19 protein-coding genes are annotated in these 19,135 nt (G+C 48.6%); 13 read left to right on the forward strand and 6 right to left on the reverse strand.

Annotation, left to right across the window (positions count from 1 at the left end):
• Positions 1-3: 3 nt before the first annotated feature.
• Together CFF01_RS09720 and astE are read right to left on the reverse strand one after the other, a co-directional pair.
• Positions 4-1,182 carry a thiamine pyrophosphate-dependent dehydrogenase E1 component subunit alpha gene (locus CFF01_RS09720; RefSeq protein ID WP_033538433.1) on the reverse strand — a complete coding sequence of 393 codons (1,179 nt, stop codon included), beginning with the start codon at positions 1,180-1,182 and terminating at the stop codon, positions 4-6.
• 183 nt (positions 1,183-1,365) lie between these two features.
• Complete coding sequence (astE, locus tag CFF01_RS09725; RefSeq protein ID WP_198387157.1) at positions 1,366-2,394, reverse strand: succinylglutamate desuccinylase; 1,029 nt, start codon at positions 2,392-2,394, stop codon at positions 1,366-1,368.
• A 279-nt stretch (positions 2,395-2,673) separates the two neighbouring features.
• On the opposite strand from astE, the gene msrA reads away from it, so the two are divergent.
• Positions 2,674-3,153, forward strand: a complete 480-nt coding sequence (msrA, locus tag CFF01_RS09730) for a peptide-methionine (S)-S-oxide reductase MsrA (RefSeq protein ID WP_088904663.1) — start codon at positions 2,674-2,676, stop codon at positions 3,151-3,153.
• Positions 3,154-3,234: 81 nt separating this feature from the next.
• On the opposite strand, the gene CFF01_RS09735 is transcribed toward msrA, so the two are convergent.
• The 3 genes from CFF01_RS09735 to seqA all read right to left on the reverse strand — a co-directional run bounded on the left by CFF01_RS09735 (position 3,235) and on the right by seqA (position 5,917).
• Positions 3,235-3,594, reverse strand: coding sequence for a Fis family transcriptional regulator (locus CFF01_RS09735; protein ID WP_088904664.1), 360 nt, complete (start codon positions 3,592-3,594; stop codon positions 3,235-3,237).
• A gap of 86 nt (positions 3,595-3,680) precedes the next feature.
• Complete coding sequence (gene pgm, locus CFF01_RS09740; RefSeq protein WP_088904665.1) at positions 3,681-5,339, reverse strand: phosphoglucomutase (alpha-D-glucose-1,6-bisphosphate-dependent); 1,659 nt, start codon at positions 5,337-5,339, stop codon at positions 3,681-3,683.
• A gap of 44 nt (positions 5,340-5,383) precedes the next feature.
• Positions 5,384-5,917, reverse strand: coding sequence for a replication initiation negative regulator SeqA (seqA, locus tag CFF01_RS09745; RefSeq protein ID WP_088904666.1), 534 nt, complete (start codon positions 5,915-5,917; stop codon positions 5,384-5,386).
• A 276-nt stretch (positions 5,918-6,193) separates the two neighbouring features.
• On the opposite strand from seqA, the gene CFF01_RS09750 reads away from it, so the two are divergent.
• The 9 genes from CFF01_RS09750 to CFF01_RS09790 all read left to right on the forward strand — a co-directional run bounded on the left by CFF01_RS09750 (position 6,194) and on the right by CFF01_RS09790 (position 13,597).
• On the forward strand, positions 6,194-6,967 hold the full coding sequence (locus tag CFF01_RS09750) for an alpha/beta fold hydrolase (protein ID WP_088905923.1): 774 nt from the start codon (positions 6,194-6,196) through the stop codon (positions 6,965-6,967).
• Between the two features lie 81 nt (positions 6,968-7,048).
• On the forward strand, positions 7,049-7,270 hold the full coding sequence (locus CFF01_RS09755; protein WP_033538429.1) for a DUF2788 domain-containing protein: 222 nt from the start codon (positions 7,049-7,051) through the stop codon (positions 7,268-7,270).
• Positions 7,271-7,281: 11 nt separating this feature from the next.
• Complete coding sequence (ybfE, locus tag CFF01_RS09760; protein ID WP_033538428.1) at positions 7,282-7,554, forward strand: LexA regulated protein; 273 nt, start codon at positions 7,282-7,284, stop codon at positions 7,552-7,554.
• Positions 7,555-7,604: 50 nt separating this feature from the next.
• Positions 7,605-8,132, forward strand: a complete 528-nt coding sequence (gene fldA, locus CFF01_RS09765) for a flavodoxin FldA (protein ID WP_033538427.1) — start codon at positions 7,605-7,607, stop codon at positions 8,130-8,132.
• Positions 8,133-8,250: 118 nt separating this feature from the next.
• Positions 8,251-9,420 carry an elongation factor P maturation arginine rhamnosyltransferase EarP gene (earP, locus tag CFF01_RS09770; protein WP_088904667.1) on the forward strand — a complete coding sequence of 390 codons (1,170 nt, stop codon included), beginning with the start codon at positions 8,251-8,253 and terminating at the stop codon, positions 9,418-9,420.
• A gap of 47 nt (positions 9,421-9,467) precedes the next feature.
• A complete protein-coding gene (gene efp / locus CFF01_RS09775) occupies positions 9,468-10,028 on the forward strand; it encodes an elongation factor P (protein WP_033538425.1) in 561 nt (186 codons plus the stop codon).
• Positions 10,029-10,310: 282 nt separating this feature from the next.
• On the forward strand, positions 10,311-11,525 hold the full coding sequence (locus CFF01_RS09780; RefSeq protein ID WP_088904668.1) for a pyridoxal phosphate-dependent aminotransferase: 1,215 nt from the start codon (positions 10,311-10,313) through the stop codon (positions 11,523-11,525).
• A 127-nt stretch (positions 11,526-11,652) separates the two neighbouring features.
• Positions 11,653-12,240 (forward strand): 5'-deoxynucleotidase, encoded by a 588-nt coding sequence (gene yfbR / locus CFF01_RS09785; RefSeq protein WP_033538423.1) that lies wholly within the window; start codon positions 11,653-11,655, stop codon positions 12,238-12,240.
• Between the two features lie 31 nt (positions 12,241-12,271).
• On the forward strand, positions 12,272-13,597 hold the full coding sequence (locus CFF01_RS09790) for an anti-phage deoxyguanosine triphosphatase (protein ID WP_088904669.1): 1,326 nt from the start codon (positions 12,272-12,274) through the stop codon (positions 13,595-13,597).
• Between the two features lie 70 nt (positions 13,598-13,667).
• Here CFF01_RS09790 and CFF01_RS09795 read toward each other — a convergent pair whose 3' ends face one another.
• Positions 13,668-14,303, reverse strand: a complete 636-nt coding sequence (locus CFF01_RS09795) for a YchE family NAAT transporter (RefSeq protein WP_033538462.1) — start codon at positions 14,301-14,303, stop codon at positions 13,668-13,670.
• A 320-nt stretch (positions 14,304-14,623) separates the two neighbouring features.
• On the opposite strand from CFF01_RS09795, the gene adhE reads away from it, so the two are divergent.
• The 3 genes from adhE (at position 14,624) to CFF01_RS09810 (ending at position 19,029) form a co-directional block, all read left to right on the forward strand.
• On the forward strand, positions 14,624-17,242 hold the full coding sequence (gene adhE, locus CFF01_RS09800; RefSeq protein ID WP_088904670.1) for a bifunctional acetaldehyde-CoA/alcohol dehydrogenase: 2,619 nt from the start codon (positions 14,624-14,626) through the stop codon (positions 17,240-17,242).
• A gap of 206 nt (positions 17,243-17,448) precedes the next feature.
• Positions 17,449-18,087, forward strand: coding sequence for a 2OG-Fe(II) oxygenase (locus CFF01_RS09805; protein ID WP_232479418.1), 639 nt, complete (start codon positions 17,449-17,451; stop codon positions 18,085-18,087).
• Positions 18,088-18,570: 483 nt separating this feature from the next.
• The gene (locus CFF01_RS09810; protein WP_088904671.1) at positions 18,571-19,029 is read left to right on the forward strand and encodes a hypothetical protein; all 459 of its coding nucleotides are present in this window, start codon (positions 18,571-18,573) and stop codon (positions 19,027-19,029) included.
• The last annotated feature ends 106 nt before the right edge of the window (positions 19,030-19,135 follow it).

Here is a 19,135-nt window from a genome sequence, read left to right on the forward strand (position 1 = left end):
GATTTAATCTCTCCCTGCACTGCGTGGATAGGAATCAGGATATTTCTTGATGTGCTGCTTAAGCTCGCTCAGTTGCTGCTTCAGTCTCGGCGTTGGCTCATCCAACACGTCTTCGATGATCTCCTCGATACGTGGCGCTGGTAGTTTTTCGGCCACCTTCACCGCTGCTAATACCTCTTCACGGTATTTCTCGTACAGCGTCACATCATCGCTCTCGGCGAGCCAGCCTTTGTTGATCAACCACAACTTGAAACGCTTCACCGGATCGTGTTGCTGCCACTTAGCCTCTTCATCCTTTGAGCGATACCCAGATGGATCGTCAGATGATGAGTGAGCACCGAGGCGATAGGTCATGGCTTCAATCAGTACTGGCTTGTTATTTTCCAGCGCATAGGCTCTCGCCTGCTGGGTCGCAGCCAATACGGCAAGCATATCGTTACCGTCCACGCGTATAGTATGCATGCCATAGCCCACACCGCGGCTAGCGATACCATTACCGGCAAACTGCTCGTTGGTAGGGGTCGAGATTGCATAGCCATTGTTACGGCAAAAGAAGATGGTGGGCGAGTTAAGCACCGCCGCCATGTTTAAACCGGCATGAAAATCGCCTTCCGAGGCAGCACCTTCGCCAAAATAGCAGATGGCAACATTGCGCTTGCCCTGCATCTTGAGGCTATAACCCACACCCGTTGCTTGAGGGATCTGTGTGGCCAGCGGCGATGAGATAGTCTGGTAATTAAGCGCTTCACTACCATAGTGAATAGGCATTTGGCGCCCTTTACCCAGATCTTTCTCATTGCTGAACATCTGGTTCATAAACTGTTCAGTGGTAAAGCCACGGTAGCGGATGGCCGCATGCTCACGATACTGAGCCAAGATCACATCGTCTTGCTCTAAGGCAGCGACACTGCCAACTACGGCGGCTTCTTCCCCGGTGCAGGTCATATAGAAGCTGATCCGTCCCTGACGTTGCGCGGCTAACATCCGCTCGTCTAACACCCGTGTAAACACACAGGTGTCATAAATTTTGGCAGCCAAAGCCTGATCGATCACAGGTAACACAGCATTTTCGAAGGTGGTACCATCGGCTTGGAGGATCTTCAAGATCGGGATCGATAATGAGTCCTTATCGAGAAAACTGACGCGATGGACAGTCTCTGTATTGCTCGTTGCGTTGCTCATACTATTCTCTTATCAGCTGAGTATTCTTGTTATCTGACTGTGAACACCCTAAGTTGTCCACTATTCTCTTTTATGACGCGGCCTTAAAGTTACGTTAACGTAAACTACCTAGCAAGTTAAAGCCTCCTTGTGCTGTCAACTAGCTAGCTTGCCTCATGTATCGCTAGCTTTACAAGCCGTACACTAAACCACGCGATAATCTTTTGCTGGCACTAAACACAGCACAGTACGCTGACCAACGGGTACATTGGCGTTAGGGAAAACGATAGACTCGGCGTCTGCCTCGACCTTAATTTCAGTCCCTCCCTCTTTTGCTAATATATAACCCTTTGGAAAAGCAGTAAAATTCTCTACATCACCCGAAAAGGTAAAACTAAAATCATCAAAATGCTTGTTGATTGAACGATTCACCTGATATAGATTCACCTGGCTTTCATCAAACTCGCCAAGCTCTAAAGCCTTGCCCGTCACCAGGCGAGTAAGCATCTCTTTCACCTCGATAAAGCGAGTCATATCGTTCTGACCAAATGGCATTACCTTGCCCAGTTCAATTGTAAAGGCGTGGGCCTGATAACCGTGGGCAGAAAAATAGCTAAAGGTGGTCGTCGGCTCATGATGAAACAACACAGTTTTAATGCCGCAGGCGGCCAGAAACATGATCTGTTCGCCGCTATAGGGCTCCCCGTGGGGATAAGGATAGATGGCAAACTTCTCATGCTTGGAAGCGCGAATCGCGGTATGCAGATCGTAGTGGTAACGACTGCCGCCCTCTGGGCCGGCATTAAAGAAGCTGTCCACATACTGCTCTAGTTGTTTCGCGCGTTCACGCTCCTGATTGACTAGGCCTTCGCCTCTAGAATGTGCGCCGCTAAACAGGCGGTTGAGATTCTCTTCAACAAAACGAGTGCCGTTTAGAATGGCTGGCGGATTACCAATTAAGAACAGCACCCGGTGGCGGGTGATAAGTTTTTCAGACAGGAGCGCTGTGATCAGTTGATCACACAGCTCAATAGGTGCCGTTTCGTTGCCATGAACTGCTGATGAAAGCACGATACTCTTGGTCTCTGCATTAAGTTCAGTTAGCGGCTCAAACAGTATCACCCCTGTATCCCATACCGAGACTTGGGTGTGTTGCCCTAAGCAAAACTCAAAGGGGGCATTAAGGCCATGTGGGTTGTCTAGGGTCAATTGCAAAAAGTCTTTCGACAACATCAGGGTGTCTTGCACAGAAAACTCCTTTATTGCATCGCCGTGCCAGGTCACTTAAGTGGCCAAGTTAGCGGGGCGACTCCTTGGATTTATTAGCATTATTATCAACTGGCAAGCATAGTATCACTTAAGGGCGCCATCGGCCACGCGCGCCAATGCCAGCAACAAGATTTTCCTGGTTGCATTCGTTAATCAGATAATACAGAATAAGGCCGTCTAGCCATCTAAACGTTTAAACGGATACGCGAGATGGACACAGGTTTAATCAATAAGAGGTCATACATGGCACTAGCAACATTTGGCGCAGGCTGTTTCTGGGGTGTTGAGTATTTTTTCAAGCAAATAGACGGTGTTATTTCCGCCACCTGTGGCTATATGGGTGGTAAGGACAGCGCCACAAGCTATAAAGAAGTCAAAACTGGCACCACTGGCCATGCCGAGGTGGTCCAGGTAGAGTTTGATGAGACTAAGGTGAGCTTTGATGATCTGCTGGCCGTCTTTTGGAGCAACCACAATCCCACCACTTTGAATATGCAGGGCGGTGATATCGGCAGCCAATACCGCAGTGCGATCTTCTTCCACGATAAGATTCAAAAGGAGCAGGCAGAGGCTTCTAAACTTGCTCTGGCTCGCAGTGGCAAGTGGGGATTAAGGCCAATCGTAACCGAGATAGTGCCCGTGCAAACTTTCCACAAGGCCGAAGAGTATCATCAGAACTATCTGGAAAAGAATGATCTACCTAGCTGTCACCTAACCTATTAAGCTAGCTAGCCGACCTTTCTCAGGAGTCAGCACACAAAAACTGAGCGTTTAACTGAGCGTTTAATTAAGGCGCTCAGTTTTTTACTTTAAGCGTTTCGCCTTATGACCAGGGCCTTTACTAACGCATGCCTCTTCAGTATCAAGCTGTAACACACTGTCCAATTGCTTGGATGAAAGCTTTAGACCGCTTAGATCATTCAGACCGCTTAGGGCATCCGCTAGCATTATTTTGAGCTGTGTCTCTTGGCCAGCAGCCTTAAATTCAGCTAATGACGCTTTACTATCAAATACGCAGATAACCTTAAAGCTCGATGGAAAACGGCCATAATCAACCTGATGCGTTAGCCACTGAAATCCAGCAAAGCATTCCTTAGCCTCGACACACATCTGAGTCAACTGCTCACGAAGTGCCTTATCCCGTTTCTTATCGGTTTTCGTCATGCTTCTCCTCTTTATAACGACAAAAGCCAGTGAAACACTGGCTTTACCGGGGCTAAATTCAATACAGGCTATATTTTTAATACAGCCTAAGTTGATAGCAAGTGCTCTATCATCTGCTGCGCCTGTGCTAATACGCTTTCAAGATGATCGTCGCTAACAAAACTCTCACCATAAAGCTTAAACAGGGCTTCTGTCCCCGATGGCCGCGCGGCAAACCAGGCGTTAGCGGTTACAACTTTCAAGCCGCCAATGGCTGCGCCATTACCTGGTGCGTGAGTTAGCACCTGCAGGATCTCATCATTTGCTAAGGTTGGGCTACCAAGATGGTAAGCCGGCACCCCTTCCGCGACCAATTGATTAAACTTGGCCTTACGCTTTGGGTTTACCGGAGAATCGATACGTTTATAAAAGCTTTCGCCATGGCGTTCAACCATCTCAGCGTAGAGCTGCGCAGGTGTGTTACCAGTTACCGCCAGGATCTCCGCTGACAGCAATGCCAAGATAAAACCATCTTTATCGGTACACCAGCTGCCACCGTCACGGCGTAAAAAGGCGGCGCCGGCACTCTCTTCGCCGCCAAAGGCAAAGCTGCCCTCGGCAAGACCGTCAACAAACCATTTAAAGCCCACAGGCACTTCACACAAACTGCGAGACTGCTCAATGCATACCTTATCTATCATGGCGCTGGAGACCAGTGTCTTACCTATCTTAAGGTCGGCCGACCATTGCGGGCGATGAGACAATAGATATTCGATGGCCACCGCCAGATAATGATTTGGGTTCATCAGCCCGCTACCCGGACAAACAATACCGTGTCTGTCGTAATCTGGGTCGTTACCGACGCAGATATCAAACTCATCCTGATGAGCTAGTAGCCCTGCCATCGCATAGGGTGATGAGCAATCCATGCGGATCTTGCCATCCTTATCCAGTGGCATAAATCCAAAGGTGGGATCGATACGATCATTGACTAAAGTAATATCCAGACCATACTGCTCTGCAATCTTGGCCCAGTAATGGATACCTGACCCACCTAAGGGGTCGACCCCGATACGTATGCCTGCATTTTTAATGGCCTGCATATCGATCACTTGCTCGAGATCCTTGACATAAGCAGCCATGAGATCCCGTGCTTCGATAAGGCTTGTGTTAATCGCAACCGAATATGCCAGTCGCTTTACCCCTTCGAGCTGTTTTGCCAAATAGTCATTGGCACGCTGCTCAACCCAAGCGGTGATCTGACCTTCTGCCGGGCCACCGTGGGGCGGATTGTACTTGATCCCCCCATCCTGAGGTGGATTATGGGAAGGTGTGATAATCAGACCGTCGGTGAGCTCTGCCCCCTGTTCTCTATTAGCCGCAATGATGGCATGCGACACTACAGGCGTTGGCGTATATTCATCATCTTTTGCGACAATCACCTTTACACCATTGGCCGTCAGCACCTCAAGTGCTGTGACATAAGCCGCTTGGGACAGCGCGTGGGTATCTATGCCCACTATCATAGGCCCGCAAATACCGGCATCGAGTCGATAGTCGACTACCGCCTGGACGATGGCCAAGATATGCCTTTCGTTGAAACTCTTATTAAAGGCACAACCTCTGTGACCCGAGGTGCCAAATGTGACCTTTTGTGTATCTTTGGTCACATCCGGTGAGAGCCGATAGTAATGGCTCATCAGTTTAGGAATATTAACCAAGTCCCTTTGTTGTGCCGTCTTACCGGCTCGCTCATGTAGCGCCAAAATGTACTCCTAAGTATCGGATAAATTGAGCTTTAGTGTGTCACCTAAATATGACCAATAATGGTTTCAATCTGTTTTTCTTGCACCCCAAACTGTCCTAACACTTCGCTCAATATGGTGCGTTTCTTGGCGGTATTATTGTTGGTAGTCACCCAAAAGCCGCTGTTACCAATCTCTTTTGGATTCGCCGACTTACTGGCCTTAAGCAATGACTCTTTTGAGGTAGCAAAATAGAGACGATCGCGCCCCTGGATCTGCAGCACCTGGTCAAACTGATTAGGCGTCGCTTTATAGATAGCCTCTAAGGTAAACAGGAAACGACCCACTGCGCCCTTTTGCTGGGCCAGTGCCGCCTTATCTAACAAGCTATCGGCATCGAGCGCTGCGACCTGCTGTGATTGGGTTGCCACCTCTTTATCCAGACCCGGCTGGCTGATCTGGCTGGGCGCCTCCATGGCAACTGTCTCTACGTCTAGGCCGAGTAAGCGTCGCAGGATCTCTGAAGCACTCTCTCCTATGCGCTCAGTCTTGCTGGCAATATGGCGATATAGCTCTTCATCAATCTCAATATATTTCATGACTAGAATCTTCCTTAGACTGTAAAGGTAATTAGGTTATTGTTAGCGCGTCGCGATCCGGATCCACACATGCCAGATCCGTTCAAGTGTATGCTATCTTTCCCACAGGAATAAAGACCGATCGCATTAAAAATCCACAACTTGGTTACAAGATCAATAAATTAGCCGTTAAGTGAACAAAATCCCAGCAGAGAATTGCCAGCGCCTGGGTTAGTACTGTCATTTAGCCGAGTTTACAGGCACAATTTGCCCAAGATCACTGATGTTGTTAACGCCATGACCAGCTTAAATTACACCCAATCGGGGCAAGGTAGCCCGGTTATTCTTATCCACGGACTCTTTGGTAACCTAGACAACCTAAAAACCTTAGGCAACTCACTAGATGGTTATCAGGTGATACGTATCGATGTGCCTAACCATGGCCTTAGCCCCCATTGGCCCAACATGGATTACCCCATGGTCGCCGAGGCATTAGTTGGCCTGATGGATGAACTCGAACTCGAAAAGGCGCACCTTGTTGGTCACTCAATGGGCGGTAAGATTGCCATGGCAACCGCCCTGCTTTATGCCGATCGCGTAAAGAGTCTGGTTGCCGCTGACATCTCACCGGTAGCCTATCAGCCTAGACATCAAACGGTATTTGAAGGACTGAGTCACATCAATCTCAGCTCGCTAAATAATCGTGCTGAGGCCCAAAAGCAATTACTCGATGCTGGCATTGACGAAGGCACGGCAATGTTTTTACTTAAAAACTTAGCCAAAGACGATCAAGGATTTATCTGGAAAATGAATCTTGCCGGGCTTAAGACTAGTTACCCTCATCTGATAGGCTGGCCATTACCCTTGAGCGAGCAACAATACACTGGCCCTAGCCTATGTATTCGCGGCGCCGACTCAGATTACGTTACGTCAGCCCATCGCCAGGCATTTGTCTCTCAGTTTCCTAAGATACAGTCAAAGACATTGGCTGGCACAGGTCATTGGTTACACGCACAAAAGCCAGCGATTTTCAATCGTATCGTTACCGAGTTTATTGCACAAAATGACTAAATCTTGTCTGTAAAGCGTGTAGCAGATAACGCTTAACTATGGTATATTCGCGCCTCTTTTTTTAGCCTGAGGGAACGCAGCATGTTATCTCAGTACATGGAACAGATAGAAGCCGTTGGCTTAAACCTGTTCTTTGCAGCGATATTCTTCTTTATAGGTATGGCAATTCATGACGTGCTCAAACAGGGAAATGTCCCTAAATTTGGCCGTTATATTGTTTGGTTAGTATTATTTCTCGGCTGTGCCGGGTTTGTAGCTAAGGGCTTGATCCAACTCTCTTGGGAGAGCTCAGGCATAGGTTAAATGAACATTCGATGGCAAAAGAATCTTCAGATAGAACAACGATAGACCTGTTTGCTACGGAAAAACGCAGAGGACGTCCTCGCAGTAATCCACTCCCCAGAGAGCAACAACTAAAGGTCAACAAACGAAATCAGATCCAGCGCGACCGTGCAGCCGGATTAAAACGAATAGAGTTAAAGGTGTCACAAGATTTGTATGACGCCTTGAATGAAAAGGCTTTGGCCAGTAACATCAGCCGCAGCCAATTAATCGAATCGATACTGCTTAAGCAGGTTACACGCTGATCTTAACTGGTATTGAAACAAACATTAGTGAACTAGATAAAGGAAAGACAATGGCAACTGTAGGTCTTTTTTTCGGCAGTGATACGGGTAATACCGAAGCCGTCGCCAAGATGATCCAGAAGAAGCTGGGTAAGAAGATGGTCGACGTCAAGGATATCGCCAAGAGTACCAAAGAACAGATCGCAGAATATGATCTGCTGCTATTCGGTATCCCTACCTGGTATTACGGTGAAGCCCAATGTGATTGGGATGATTTCTTCCCTGAATTAGAGCAGATTGATTTCGACGGTAAACTGGTCGCTATCTTTGGTTGTGGCGATCAGGAAGATTATGCTGAGTATTTCCTCGATGCCATGGGCATGGTCAACGAGATCGTCGAAGCACGCGGTGCCGTTGTTATCGGTCACTGGCCAACAGACGGCTACGACTTCGAAGCCTCTAAAGGTCTTGCCGACGACAAACACTTCGTCGGTCTGGGAATTGACGAAGACCGTCAACCCGAGCTGACCGAAGAGCGTGTCGATGCGTGGGTTAAACAGATCTACGAAGAGATGTGCCTTGCAGAGCTGGAAGACTAACTTCCCGGCCTGAACAGCATAAAAAGCGGCTAACAGCCGCTTTTTTTAGCTCTACGCCAGATTCATCCAAACTTGCTCGTGACGTCCACGATATAAACTGAGATCAGCCAAGTTTTCCATGTCAAATCAAGACCACCACAGCCACTGGGATATTTTTTGCGCCGTCGTCGATAACTATGGCGATATCGGAGTCACCTGGCGCTTGGCGAAACAGCTCGCCAAAGAATACGGACTTGAGATCCGCCTTTGGGTCGATGACCTTGCAAGCTTTGCGCATATCTTACCAAAGCTTGATCCCAACTGCCCTAGCCAATCCTTCGAAGGCGTGTGCATCAAACATTGGGATGAGCCGTTAAGTTTAGCCTATGTCCCTGGCAAAGTGCTTATCGAAGCTTTTGCCTGTGAGCTGCCTGCAAAGGTCATAAACAGTATCACAGCCCTGCACCAAGGTGGCGGCAAGGCTCCTGTCTGGCTCAACCTAGAGTACCTCAGCGCCGAAGATTGGGTCGAAGGTTGTCATGGGCTGCCCTCTTTGCAGCGTAGCGGCCTTAAAAAACATTTTTACTTCCCCGGCTTTACCCACAAAACAGGCGGTCTCATCTGCGAAGCCGATCTTTTGAACAAGCGTGAGCACTGGCAGACCACTAATCAACGTCTTGATTACTTTAACCAGTTAGGGCTTAAGGGCATAAATACTGATGATACTGTCATAAGCCTCTTTAGTTATGAAACGCCAAGCCTTGAGACGCTTTGTCAGCTTTGGCGCACAGGTGAGCAAAAAGTGCACCTGTTAGTCCCAGTGGGTAGAAGCCTAAACAGCCTAAAAACGTTAATCGGTGATACGGCGGCTTGCCAGCCTGGTCAGCAATTTACCCTAGATAAGCTAACAGTACACATTCTGCCGATGACAGATCAGCAAGGCTACGATAGATTGCTATGGAGCTGCGATTTTAATATTGTCCGCGGCGAAGACTCCTTCCTCCGGGCACAATGGGCGGCTCGCCCCTTTATCTGGCACATCTATCCCCAGGAAGAAGACTATCATCTGATAAAATTAGAAGCCTTTATGGCACTTTATTGTCATAATCTGGCCCCAGAAATTGCAAAGGCCTGGAAAATGCTCAATCTAGGCTTTAACCAAGGTGCCCAGGAGGAGCTCGTTCCCCTGTGGCAACACGTGACTAACGCCCACCCGGCCTTGACGCAACACGCGCAAAACTGGCCGAGTGACGCATTAAATGATGCAGATCTTGCAACACGACTAGTTCAATTCGTCAAAAATAGCTAAGATACTGCGTTGAAATAGAAACACCCTAAAATATAGGAAATAGAGAAATGAAAACTGCTCATGAAATCCGTCCTGGAAACGTGATCATGTTAGATGGCAGCCCATGGGTTGTTCAAAAAACTGAAACAACTCGTTCAGGCCGTAACGCGGCTATCGTTAAGATGAAACTGAAGAACCTACTTCAAGACTCATCTACCGAAACCACCTTTAAGGGTGAAGACAAGATGGAAGATATCATTCTAGACCGTCTTGATTGTACCTATTCATACTTTGCCGATCCTATGTATGTTTTCATGGATGCTGAATACAACCAGTATGACGTTGAAGCTGACAACCTGGGCGATGCAGCGGCTTATATCGTTGATGGTATGGAAGAGCAGTGCCAGGTTACCTTCTATGAAGGTAAGGCTATCTCTGTTGAGCTACCAACAACTGTTGTACGTGAAGTGACTTACACTGAGCCTTCGGCTCGTGGCGACACCTCTGGTAAAGTGATGAAGCCTGCAACAATTGCTGGCGGCGCAACGCTGAGTGTTGCTGACTTCGTTAAGACTGGCGATCTAATTGAGATCGACACTCGTACACACGAATTCAAGAAACGCGCTTAAACAAGCCGTTAACTTAATCATAAAAGCCAGCGTTTATCGCTGGCTTTTTTATACCTTTATCCCACCAAACCAGTATTTACCACCTATAAAGGCCGCCACGGCAGAGCAAAACACTAAATAGCAATTTAACAAGTTAACCACACAGAATATTCCTCTAAAAATATTTCCAAAATTGCGCGAAAGCCCCTTTTAAACAATACTTTTTTTCGTTATTGTTCGATAACTTACGAGCTTTGAAATAATCAGCTTTTCTTTTTGCATACTGGCAATCACGAGGTTTCGATGCGCCCTATCATTAAATCCAACAAACTCGATACCGTCTGTTATGACATCCGAGGCCCGGTTCATAAAGAGGCAAGGCGCCTTGAAGATGAAGGACATCGCATCCTTAAGCTCAATATCGGTAACCCGGCCCCCTTTGGTTTCGAGGCCCCGGAAGAGATAGTACGTGACGTCATCCTTAACCTAGCCAGCGCACAGGGCTACAGCGAGTCTAAAGGGCTGTTCTCCGCCCGAAAGGCGATTGTGCAGCATTACCAGAGCCGAGGACTATTTGGTGTCGACATCGAAGATATCTACATAGGTAACGGCGTATCCGAGCTTATTGTGATGGCGATGCAAGGTCTGCTCAACACTGATGATGAGGTACTGGTGCCCTCTCCTGACTATCCTCTGTGGACGGCGGCGGTGCATCTCTCTGGTGGCAAGGCGCAACATTATCGCTGTGACGAAGAGTCAGACTGGTTTCCCGATCTTGACGATATTAAATCCAAGATCAGCAGCCGCACCCGTGGCATAGTGCTCATCAACCCAAACAACCCCACCGGCGCTGTGTATTCGCGAGAGTTGCTGCTGGAGATCATCGAGCTGTGTCGCCAGCATGACATCATTTTGTTTGCCGATGAGATTTACGACAAGATCCTGTATGACGACGCTGTGCATATCCCCGCAGCCACACTGTCAGACGATATTTTAACAGTAACCTTCAATGGTTTGTCTAAATCCTATCGCGCAGCAGGTTTTCGCGTAGGCTGGATGATGCTCTCGGGTAACCTCAAGGCAGCCAAGAGTTATATCGAAGGCTTAGACATGCTGGCATCTATGCGTCTGTGTTCTAACGTGCCTAATCAGCATGCCATTCAGACCGCCCTTGGGGGCTATCAAAGCATTAATGAACTGGTCGCCCCTGAAGGCAGATTGACCGTTCAGCGCGACACCTGTTATGAGCTGCTCAATCAGATCCCAGGGGTTAGCTGTAAAAAGCCCAAGGGCGCGCTCTATGCTTTTCCTAAGCTTGACGCCAAGAAGTTTAATCTGCGTGATGATGAGCGCCTGGTGCTTGATCTACTTAAGGAGAAGAAAATTCTGTTGGTACAGGGCACGGCCTTTAACTGGCCGGAGCCCGACCATCTTAGGGTCGTCTTCCTCCCCCACAAGGAAGATCTGCAAAAAGCGCTGGTGGAGTTTGGTGACTTTCTTTCCAGCTATAGCCAGTAACCAATTACCAGCAAGGCCAATAAATCAAAGCGATCTTAGGATCGCTTTTTTTATTCTTAAGGCACTGTTTCTATTTACTTGCCCTGTGTTAATGTTATCTCATCTTAGTGTCAACACGGATAGCAGTATGAGTCATTTGTTTGCCCACCTGGCCAGGATGAAATTGATCCAACGCTGGCCACTGATGTACAACGTCCGCCCTGAAAACGTTCAGGAGCACTCGCTCCAAGTCGCCATGGTCGCCCATGCCCTGGTTATCATTGCCAACAAAAAATTCGATAAGCAACTCAGTCCCGAGCGCGCCGCCACCTTGGCCATTTTCCATGATGCCAGCGAGATCCTTACTGGCGATCTCCCCACGCCCGTTAAGTACTTCAACAAAGAGATAGAAGCCGAATACAAGAAAATTGAAGCTATTGCTGAGTGCCGCTTACTGGAGATGGTGCCAGAGGAGTTTCAAGAGGATTATCGCTCGCTGCTCCTCAGCGATCAGGTCGATGAAGAGTATAAGCAGATCGTCAAATCGGCGGACACCCTCTGCGCCTACCTTAAATGCTTAGAGGAACAATCTGCGGGCAACCACGAATTTAATACCGCCAAACGTCGCCTAACCGAATCCCTTAACCAAAACCCGGATCCGGCAGTGCGCTATTTTATCGAGACCTATATTCCAAGCTTCGAGCTCAACTTAGACGAGATCAATCGTCTGCTCTAAAGCACTTGGCTCGCCACAGAGGACACCTGCTATGACATCAGCCATCTGGCATGAAAGACGTTTAGGAGAAGATAAGCTCAGGCGCAACGATCATCGTAGTCCTTATCAGCGCGATCGCGCCCGCATTCTGCATTCGGCGGCCTTTAGACGCCTGCAAGCCAAGACCCAGGTATTGGGGGTTGGCATGAACGATTTCTACCGCACCCGCCTAACCCACTCGCTGGAAGTTTCGCAGATAGGCACAGGGATCTGCGCTCAGCTTAAGCAAAAATACCCTGAGCTTCATTCACTGCTAGATTCCATGAGTCTGATAGAGTCCCTCTGCCTGGCCCATGATATTGGTCACCCCCCTTTTGGACATGGCGGCGAAGTGGCCCTCAACTACATGATGCGCAGCGATGGCGGCTTTGAGGGCAACGGTCAAACCTTCAGGATCCTCACGGCGCTGGAGCCCTATACTCAGCACTTTGGCATGAATCTCACCCGGCGTACCCTGCTTGGGATCCTCAAGTATCCCGCTTGTCATAGTGAGCTATTTCAGTCGCCACCCAGACCGAAAGTCGACAGTTACCGCCAACTTAAACCTAGCCAATGGCGGCCGGTGAAAGGCATTTTCGATGAGGACAAGCCAATATTGGACTGGGTATTAGCGCCGCTGTCAGTTGAAGACAAGACGCTGTTTGTTTCGGCTCAAAGCACTGACAAGGATCAGCACAAGCGAACCCATTACAAGTCACTGGACTGCTCGATTATGGAGATTGCCGACGACACCGCCTACGCCATTCATGATCTTGAAGATGCCATCGTCATGGGCATAGTCACCGAGGCCATGTGGCAACAAGATGTCGCCAATCAGCTCGCGCAGAGTGACGATGAATGGATAGCAAAGGAGTTCGCCACCATTGGAAGCAAGCTGTTTGCACTGGAAAACCACCTGAGAAAAGATGCAATAGGCACCCTGGTCAATGGGTTCGTTACCGCCATAGTGATAGAAGAAAATTCAGCCTTTAGTGAGCCACTGTTGCGATTTAACGCTAACCTCGAGCCGCCTTTTGCCAAGGCGTTGCATGTGCTCAAGCAGTTTGTTTACATGCGGGTTATTCGCAAGCCAGAGATCCAGATGCTGGAATACAAAGGCCAGCAGATTGTGATGGAGCTGTTTGAGGCCTTTGCGTCCGATCCTGAGCGCCTGCTGCCACTCAATACCCAGGAGCGCTGGCAACAGGTGTCCCTGCAAGGCGGCAACTGCAATAGAGTTATCGCCGACTATATTTCGGGGATGACTGACGAGTTCGCCGCCCGTCTGCACCAGCACCTCTTTAGCGCCAAAGCTGGCTCCTTGATCGACCTACAGTAACAACATAAGGCAGCGAGAAAAACAGGCATAAAAAAACGCGCTCAAGGCGCGTTTTTTTATTGAATCTCCATTAGCCACCAATAAGGCTGGGGAACAAGCCCTTAAAGCCTGCTGCCATCACCTCGATGCCGATAGACAGCATCAGCAGACCCATCAGACGAGTGATCACGTTGATCCCAGTCTTACCCAGTAGCTTAAAAATTACTGGCGCCATACGGAACAGGGTAAAACTGGTCAAGCCAAAGATCACCACAGTAATCGACATACCAATCAGGTCGCTAACCGTATTGTGTTGCGCCGCCGAGACAATCACCGAGCTAATGGCACCAGGTCCCGCCATCAAAGGCAATGCCAAGGGCACCACGGCAACAGACTCCATACCAGAGGCTTCCCTATCTTCCTCTTGGTTACGCTTTACTTCGCCCAGTTTACCTTGCAGCATCGACATGGCGATAATAGCGATCAGAGTACCGCCTGCAATTCTAAACGCCGATAGCGAGATACTAAACATATTGAGGATATGCTGCCCCGCAATAATGGTCACCAACAGAATCACCACCACGGCAAAGTTTGCCACCTTCCCCGTATGATTACGCTCCGCCTCAGTCTGATGACTGGTGAGACTTACAAATACGGGCAGTAGCCCAATAGGGTTAATGATCGCTACCAAACCTAGAAAAAATTTAACATAGAGTGTTAAATCCAATGTCATGTCCTCAAGTGACGCTTATAGCCGGCTAAAAAGCAGTATGGTTGAAAAACGCATACTGTACAGTATTGCTCACGTTGGGAAAAACGACATTTTCTATCACAATTCACAACTTTGAATTAATTATTCTATTTTTACCCGACTAGAATTAACCCTACCAAGTCGGTCACATCATGTTCACCATGTTATTTTATTACATTAACAGGGGGCTTTGTGGCAGGGATCACGGTTAACGCCCCTATAAAAGTGTAATTTTCCTTCATAAAGAGAATTTAGCCAAAACCGATTTTCGCTAAATTTTTTTCGAGGAACTTATTATGACAGTAAGCAACCAGCAGGAACTCGATCAACTGGTAGAGCGGGTCGCCAAGGCCCAGGCAGAGTTTGCCAACTTTAGTCAGGAACAGGTCGACAAAATATTCCGCGCCGCCGCCTTGGCAGCGGCCGATGCCCGAATCTCCCTAGCCAAGATGGCGGCTAACGAGACCGGAATGGGTGTGCTGGAAGACAAGGTGATCAAAAACCACTTCGCCTCCGAATATATCTACAACAAGTATAAGGATGACAAGACCTGTGGCATCCTAGAGGAAGACCCCACCTTCGGCACCATCACCATCGCCGAGCCTGTGGGCCTCATCTGCGGCATAGTGCCCACCACCAACCCAACCTCTACCGCGATATTTAAAGCCTTGATCAGCCTTAAGACCCGCAACGGTATTATCTTCTCGCCTCACCCTAGAGCAAAAGTATCGACCACGACTGCTGCTCGCTTAGTGCTGGATGCCGCCGTCGAGGCTGGCGCACCAAAAGATATCATTGGCTGGATAGATGAACCGAGTGTAGCCCTCTCTAATCAGTTGATGACCCATGAGAAGATCAACCTGATCCTAGCCACAGGCGGCCCAGGCATGGTGAAGGCGGCCTACTCTTCTGGTAAGCCTGCCATTGGCGTGGGTGCTGGCAACACACCAATCGTTATCGACGAAACCGCCGATATCAAGCGGGCAGTCAGCTCTATCTTAATGTCCAAGACCTTCGATAACGGTGTGGTATGCGCTTCAGAGCAGGCTGTCGTAGTAGTCGATGCCGTCTATGACGCGGTCAAAGAACGTTTCGCCAGCCACGGCGCCTATATACTGTCAGCTAAAGAAGCCAAGGCGATGCAGAAGGTGATCCTTAAAAATGGTGCACTCAATGCCGACATCGTAGGCCAAAGCGCAGCGACCATCGCCGCCATGGCCAACATCAAGGTACCTGCCAGCACTAAAGTATTGATTGGTCAGGCAACTGAGATCAACGAAAGCGAAGCCTTTGCTCACGAGAAACTCTCTCCGCTACTGGCCATGTACCGCGCCAGTGATTTTGACGATGCGCTAGACAAAGCAGAAGCCTTAGTCACACTGGGCGGCATCGGCCATACATCTGGCCTCTATACCGATCAGGATACGCAGACAGAAAGGGTGAAAACCTTCGGCTATCGCATGAAAACAGCCCGTATTCTGATCAACACCCCAGCCTCTCAAGGGGGTATCGGCGATCTGTACAACTTTAAGCTAGCGCCTTCCCTTACACTCGGCTGTGGCTCTTGGGGCGGTAATTCAATCTCAGAAAACGTTGGCCCTAGCCATCTGATTAACAAGAAAACTGTCGCTAAGCGAGCCGAAAATATGTTGTGGCATAAACTCCCCTCTTCTATCTATTTCCGCCGCGGCAGCTTGCCCATCGCACTAGAAGAGTTAAGTGATAAGAAACGCGCCCTGATCGTGACAGACAAGTATCTGTTCAACAACGGCTACTGTGATGAAACCATTAAGATCCTAAAGTCTCAGGGATTGGAAACCGAAGTCTTCTACGAGGTAGAGGCCGATCCTACACTGGCCATCGTTAATCAAGGCGCTAGCGTCGCTAAGAGCTTCCAGCCCGATGTGATCATCGCCCTCGGCGGCGGCTCGCCAATGGATGCGGCCAAGATCATTTGGGTAATGTATGAACATCCCGATGTCGACTTTGCCGATCTGGCGCTGCGCTTCATGGATATCCGTAAGCGTATCTACAAGTTTCCAAAACTGGGTAAGAAAGCCAAGATGGTAGCAATCCCCACTACCTCAGGCACAGGCTCAGAGGTAACGCCGTTCGCCGTGGTGACCGACGAGCAAACCGGTATGAAGTATCCGATTGCCGACTATGAGTTAACGCCTAACATGGCGATCGTCGACCCTAACCTGGTGATGGATATGCCAAAGTCCCTTACTGCCTTCGGCGGTATCGATGCCATCACTCATGCACTGGAAGCCTATGTCAGCGTGATGGCCAACGAGTACAGCGATGGTCAGGCACTACAGGCGATGGATCTGCTAGTAAAACACCTTCCAGACGCTTACACTTTGGGTGCTAAGGCACCTGTCGCCCGCGAGAAAGTGCATAATGGCGCGACCATTGCGGGTATCGCCTTTGCCAACGCCTTCTTAGGGATCTGCCACTCTATGGCACACAAACTGGGCGCAGAATTCCACCTGGCACACGGATTGGCAAATGCCATGCTGATCTCTAACGTGATCCGCTTTAACGCGACCGATCTACCGACCAAGCAAGCGGCTTTCAGTCAGTACGATCGCCCTAAAGCCCTTTGTCGTTACGCAAAGATAGCTGAACATCTCAAATTAAAAGGCGCTATTGGCGAAGGTATTAGCGATGAACAAAAAGTGGAAGCGCTGCTCGAAAAAATCGATGAACTCAAGAAGACGATTGGCATTCCGGCTTCAATTAAAGACGCCGGCGTCGACGAAGCCGACTTCCTCGCCAAACTCGACGAACTTGCTGAAGACGCCTTCGACGACCAATGTACAGGGGCCAACCCAAGATACCCATTGATCGCAGAATTAAAAGCGATCCTTATCGCTAGTTTCTATGGTAAGAAGTATCAAGATCCCGCTTAATTTCCTAGATGATTAGTTAGTGTTAAAAGGTGCTCTCAGAGCACCTTTTTTATTTATCCAGTCAGTCCACCAATAGCTGTATCCGTCTGTTTTTAGTTGAATAAAGTCACACGAAAAGCTTTTTATCTTAACCACAAAAATTATTAGTTAGCCAGACTGTCAGCATAGGGATATAAGGCTTCACCCCTTATTAAGATCTCACGCCGTTGACTACACAATTAGATTTATCCCTAGACGACACCCTATTTGCCGACATCTGCGACCAGCTCGCCACCCAAGGCTATGTGGTGATGCATAACCTCTTGCCTCAGCCCGTGTTACAAGCCCTATTGGACGGCATCACTGCGCTTTCTCAGGAAGACTTTAAAGCCGCGGCCATTGGTCGTCTGCAAGAGCAACAGGTCATAGAGTCGATTCGCCGGGATAAGATCTGCTGGCTCAATGAATCAATGGACTTTACGCAGGACTATTTCGCCTGGTCGGAGCAACTACGCCTGGCAGTTAACCGTTATCTCTACCTGGGCCTGTTCGATCAAGAAGCTATGCTCGCCTATTACGCTCCCGGCGCTTTCTATAAACGTCATCTCGATGCGTTTCGCGGCCAGACCAACCGTAGGCTCACCAGCATTCTTTATCTCAACCCCGACTGGCAACCGAGCCACGGTGGTGAACTCCTGATGTATCAAGGAGACGAAACCAAGCCTTTCCAAGTAGTCGAGCCAAGATTTGGCACCATGGTGATCTTCTTAAGCGAACTCTTCCCTCACGAGGTCTCACTGTCACACCACGACAGATACAGCCTCACTTCCTGGTACCGCATCAACGACGGCATGCCCGGACATTAAAGATGAAGGCCAGAGTAAGTACTCTTGCTTGGCCTGATTGACTTATTGATATCTCGGCTATGAATAACGACGCTGATTAAGCCGGTGTCGTTATCACAAACCAATACCTGAAAAGCAAAGCTCGCAGATTTTTGGGTTTAGTGAACAGCTAATAAGTCATGCTGCGTTAAGCAGTTCAATGCAACACCACGTCTAAGCACTTAATCCATAAATGGCAAAACATGCTCGTCATTAAAACGGGTAAACATGCACTCGCCTGATTAACCTGACGCCTCAGACACTCTGCCCATTCAGCGACGAGTAGCATTTTGTAATAAGCTGCGGTTTTAGTTGTAAAAGGTGTAACACAACTGTAGTTTTTCAATTTATAGACTCAATCTAAAGGACAGATTTAATCGGGAGAGCGCCACTTTTTATGCCTGTTCTTCTCTGCTCAAGATTGGCCCGAATCGGGAACGCTGTAAATTTTAAGGATGATTATTGATGAGTTACCTAAGATTATTGCTACTCAGTGCGTGTATCGCGACCTGTTACTACGCCTTAACCATTGCTGCTATCGGTATCGCCGCGGCTCGTAAGGTGTTTTGGTGGCTTGAGTGGAACAACAACTTCGACTTTTATCATATTGCGCAAAATTTCATTGGCATTGGTTTGGCGGCGTTGATCCCAGCCTACTTGATCTCTACCTATGAACCGGCTAGAAAGTGGTTAGCCATTGGGCTTGTTATCGTCCTTTCCATGATGCTGCACGGTAATATCAATGCGGCACCTTGGGATCCCATGGGCTTTGTTAGGTTTATTGAGCAAACACTATTTTTCGGTGATATAGGTTCAATAGGGATATTCACTGAAATCCTATTATTACCCATCTTGTGGTTGATTATTTTCGAGCATTTTTCAAGCTCAGTCACAGCGCCAAGTACCCGTCATAGCACGACCTAAAAGAGTAAACACATTTCAGGACGAGACAGTCACACACAAAAAAGCCAGAACTCAGTTCTGGCTTTTTATTTCTATGATCGGGTGACTAAAATATCACCCGCTCTTT

It is taken from the genome of Shewanella marisflavi (assembly GCF_002215585.1).
GTDB classification, from domain to species: Bacteria; Pseudomonadota; Gammaproteobacteria; order Enterobacterales; family Shewanellaceae; genus Shewanella; species Shewanella marisflavi.

What these genes read in the sequence shown, in the direction of transcription:
- msrA (WP_088904663.1), top strand. Translation starts at nt 2,674, where the DNA reads ATGGCACTAGCAACATTTGGCGCAGGCTGTTTCTGGGGTGTTGAGTAT.
- yfbR (WP_033538423.1), top strand. Translation starts at nt 11,653, where the DNA reads ATGAGTCATTTGTTTGCCCACCTGGCCAGGATGAAATTGATCCAACGC.
- CFF01_RS09780 (WP_088904668.1), top strand. Translation starts at nt 10,311, where the DNA reads ATGCGCCCTATCATTAAATCCAACAAACTCGATACCGTCTGTTATGAC.
- fldA (WP_033538427.1), top strand. Translation starts at nt 7,605, where the DNA reads ATGGCAACTGTAGGTCTTTTTTTCGGCAGTGATACGGGTAATACCGAA.
- efp (WP_033538425.1), top strand. Translation starts at nt 9,468, where the DNA reads ATGAAAACTGCTCATGAAATCCGTCCTGGAAACGTGATCATGTTAGAT.
- earP (WP_088904667.1), top strand. Translation starts at nt 8,251, where the DNA reads ATGTCAAATCAAGACCACCACAGCCACTGGGATATTTTTTGCGCCGTC.
- CFF01_RS09755 (WP_033538429.1), top strand. Translation starts at nt 7,049, where the DNA reads ATGTTATCTCAGTACATGGAACAGATAGAAGCCGTTGGCTTAAACCTG.
- adhE (WP_088904670.1), top strand. Translation starts at nt 14,624, where the DNA reads ATGACAGTAAGCAACCAGCAGGAACTCGATCAACTGGTAGAGCGGGTC.
- astE (WP_198387157.1), bottom strand. Translation starts at nt 2,394, where the DNA reads ATGTTGTCGAAAGACTTTTTGCAATTGACCCTAGACAACCCACATGGC.
- ybfE (WP_033538428.1), top strand. Translation starts at nt 7,282, where the DNA reads ATGGCAAAAGAATCTTCAGATAGAACAACGATAGACCTGTTTGCTACG.
- CFF01_RS09750 (WP_088905923.1), top strand. Translation starts at nt 6,194, where the DNA reads ATGACCAGCTTAAATTACACCCAATCGGGGCAAGGTAGCCCGGTTATT.
- CFF01_RS09790 (WP_088904669.1), top strand. Translation starts at nt 12,272, where the DNA reads ATGACATCAGCCATCTGGCATGAAAGACGTTTAGGAGAAGATAAGCTC.
- seqA (WP_088904666.1), bottom strand. Translation starts at nt 5,917, where the DNA reads ATGAAATATATTGAGATTGATGAAGAGCTATATCGCCATATTGCCAGC.
- CFF01_RS09735 (WP_088904664.1), bottom strand. Translation starts at nt 3,594, where the DNA reads ATGACGAAAACCGATAAGAAACGGGATAAGGCACTTCGTGAGCAGTTG.
- CFF01_RS09810 (WP_088904671.1), top strand. Translation starts at nt 18,571, where the DNA reads ATGAGTTACCTAAGATTATTGCTACTCAGTGCGTGTATCGCGACCTGT.
- CFF01_RS09720 (WP_033538433.1), bottom strand. Translation starts at nt 1,182, where the DNA reads ATGAGCAACGCAACGAGCAATACAGAGACTGTCCATCGCGTCAGTTTT.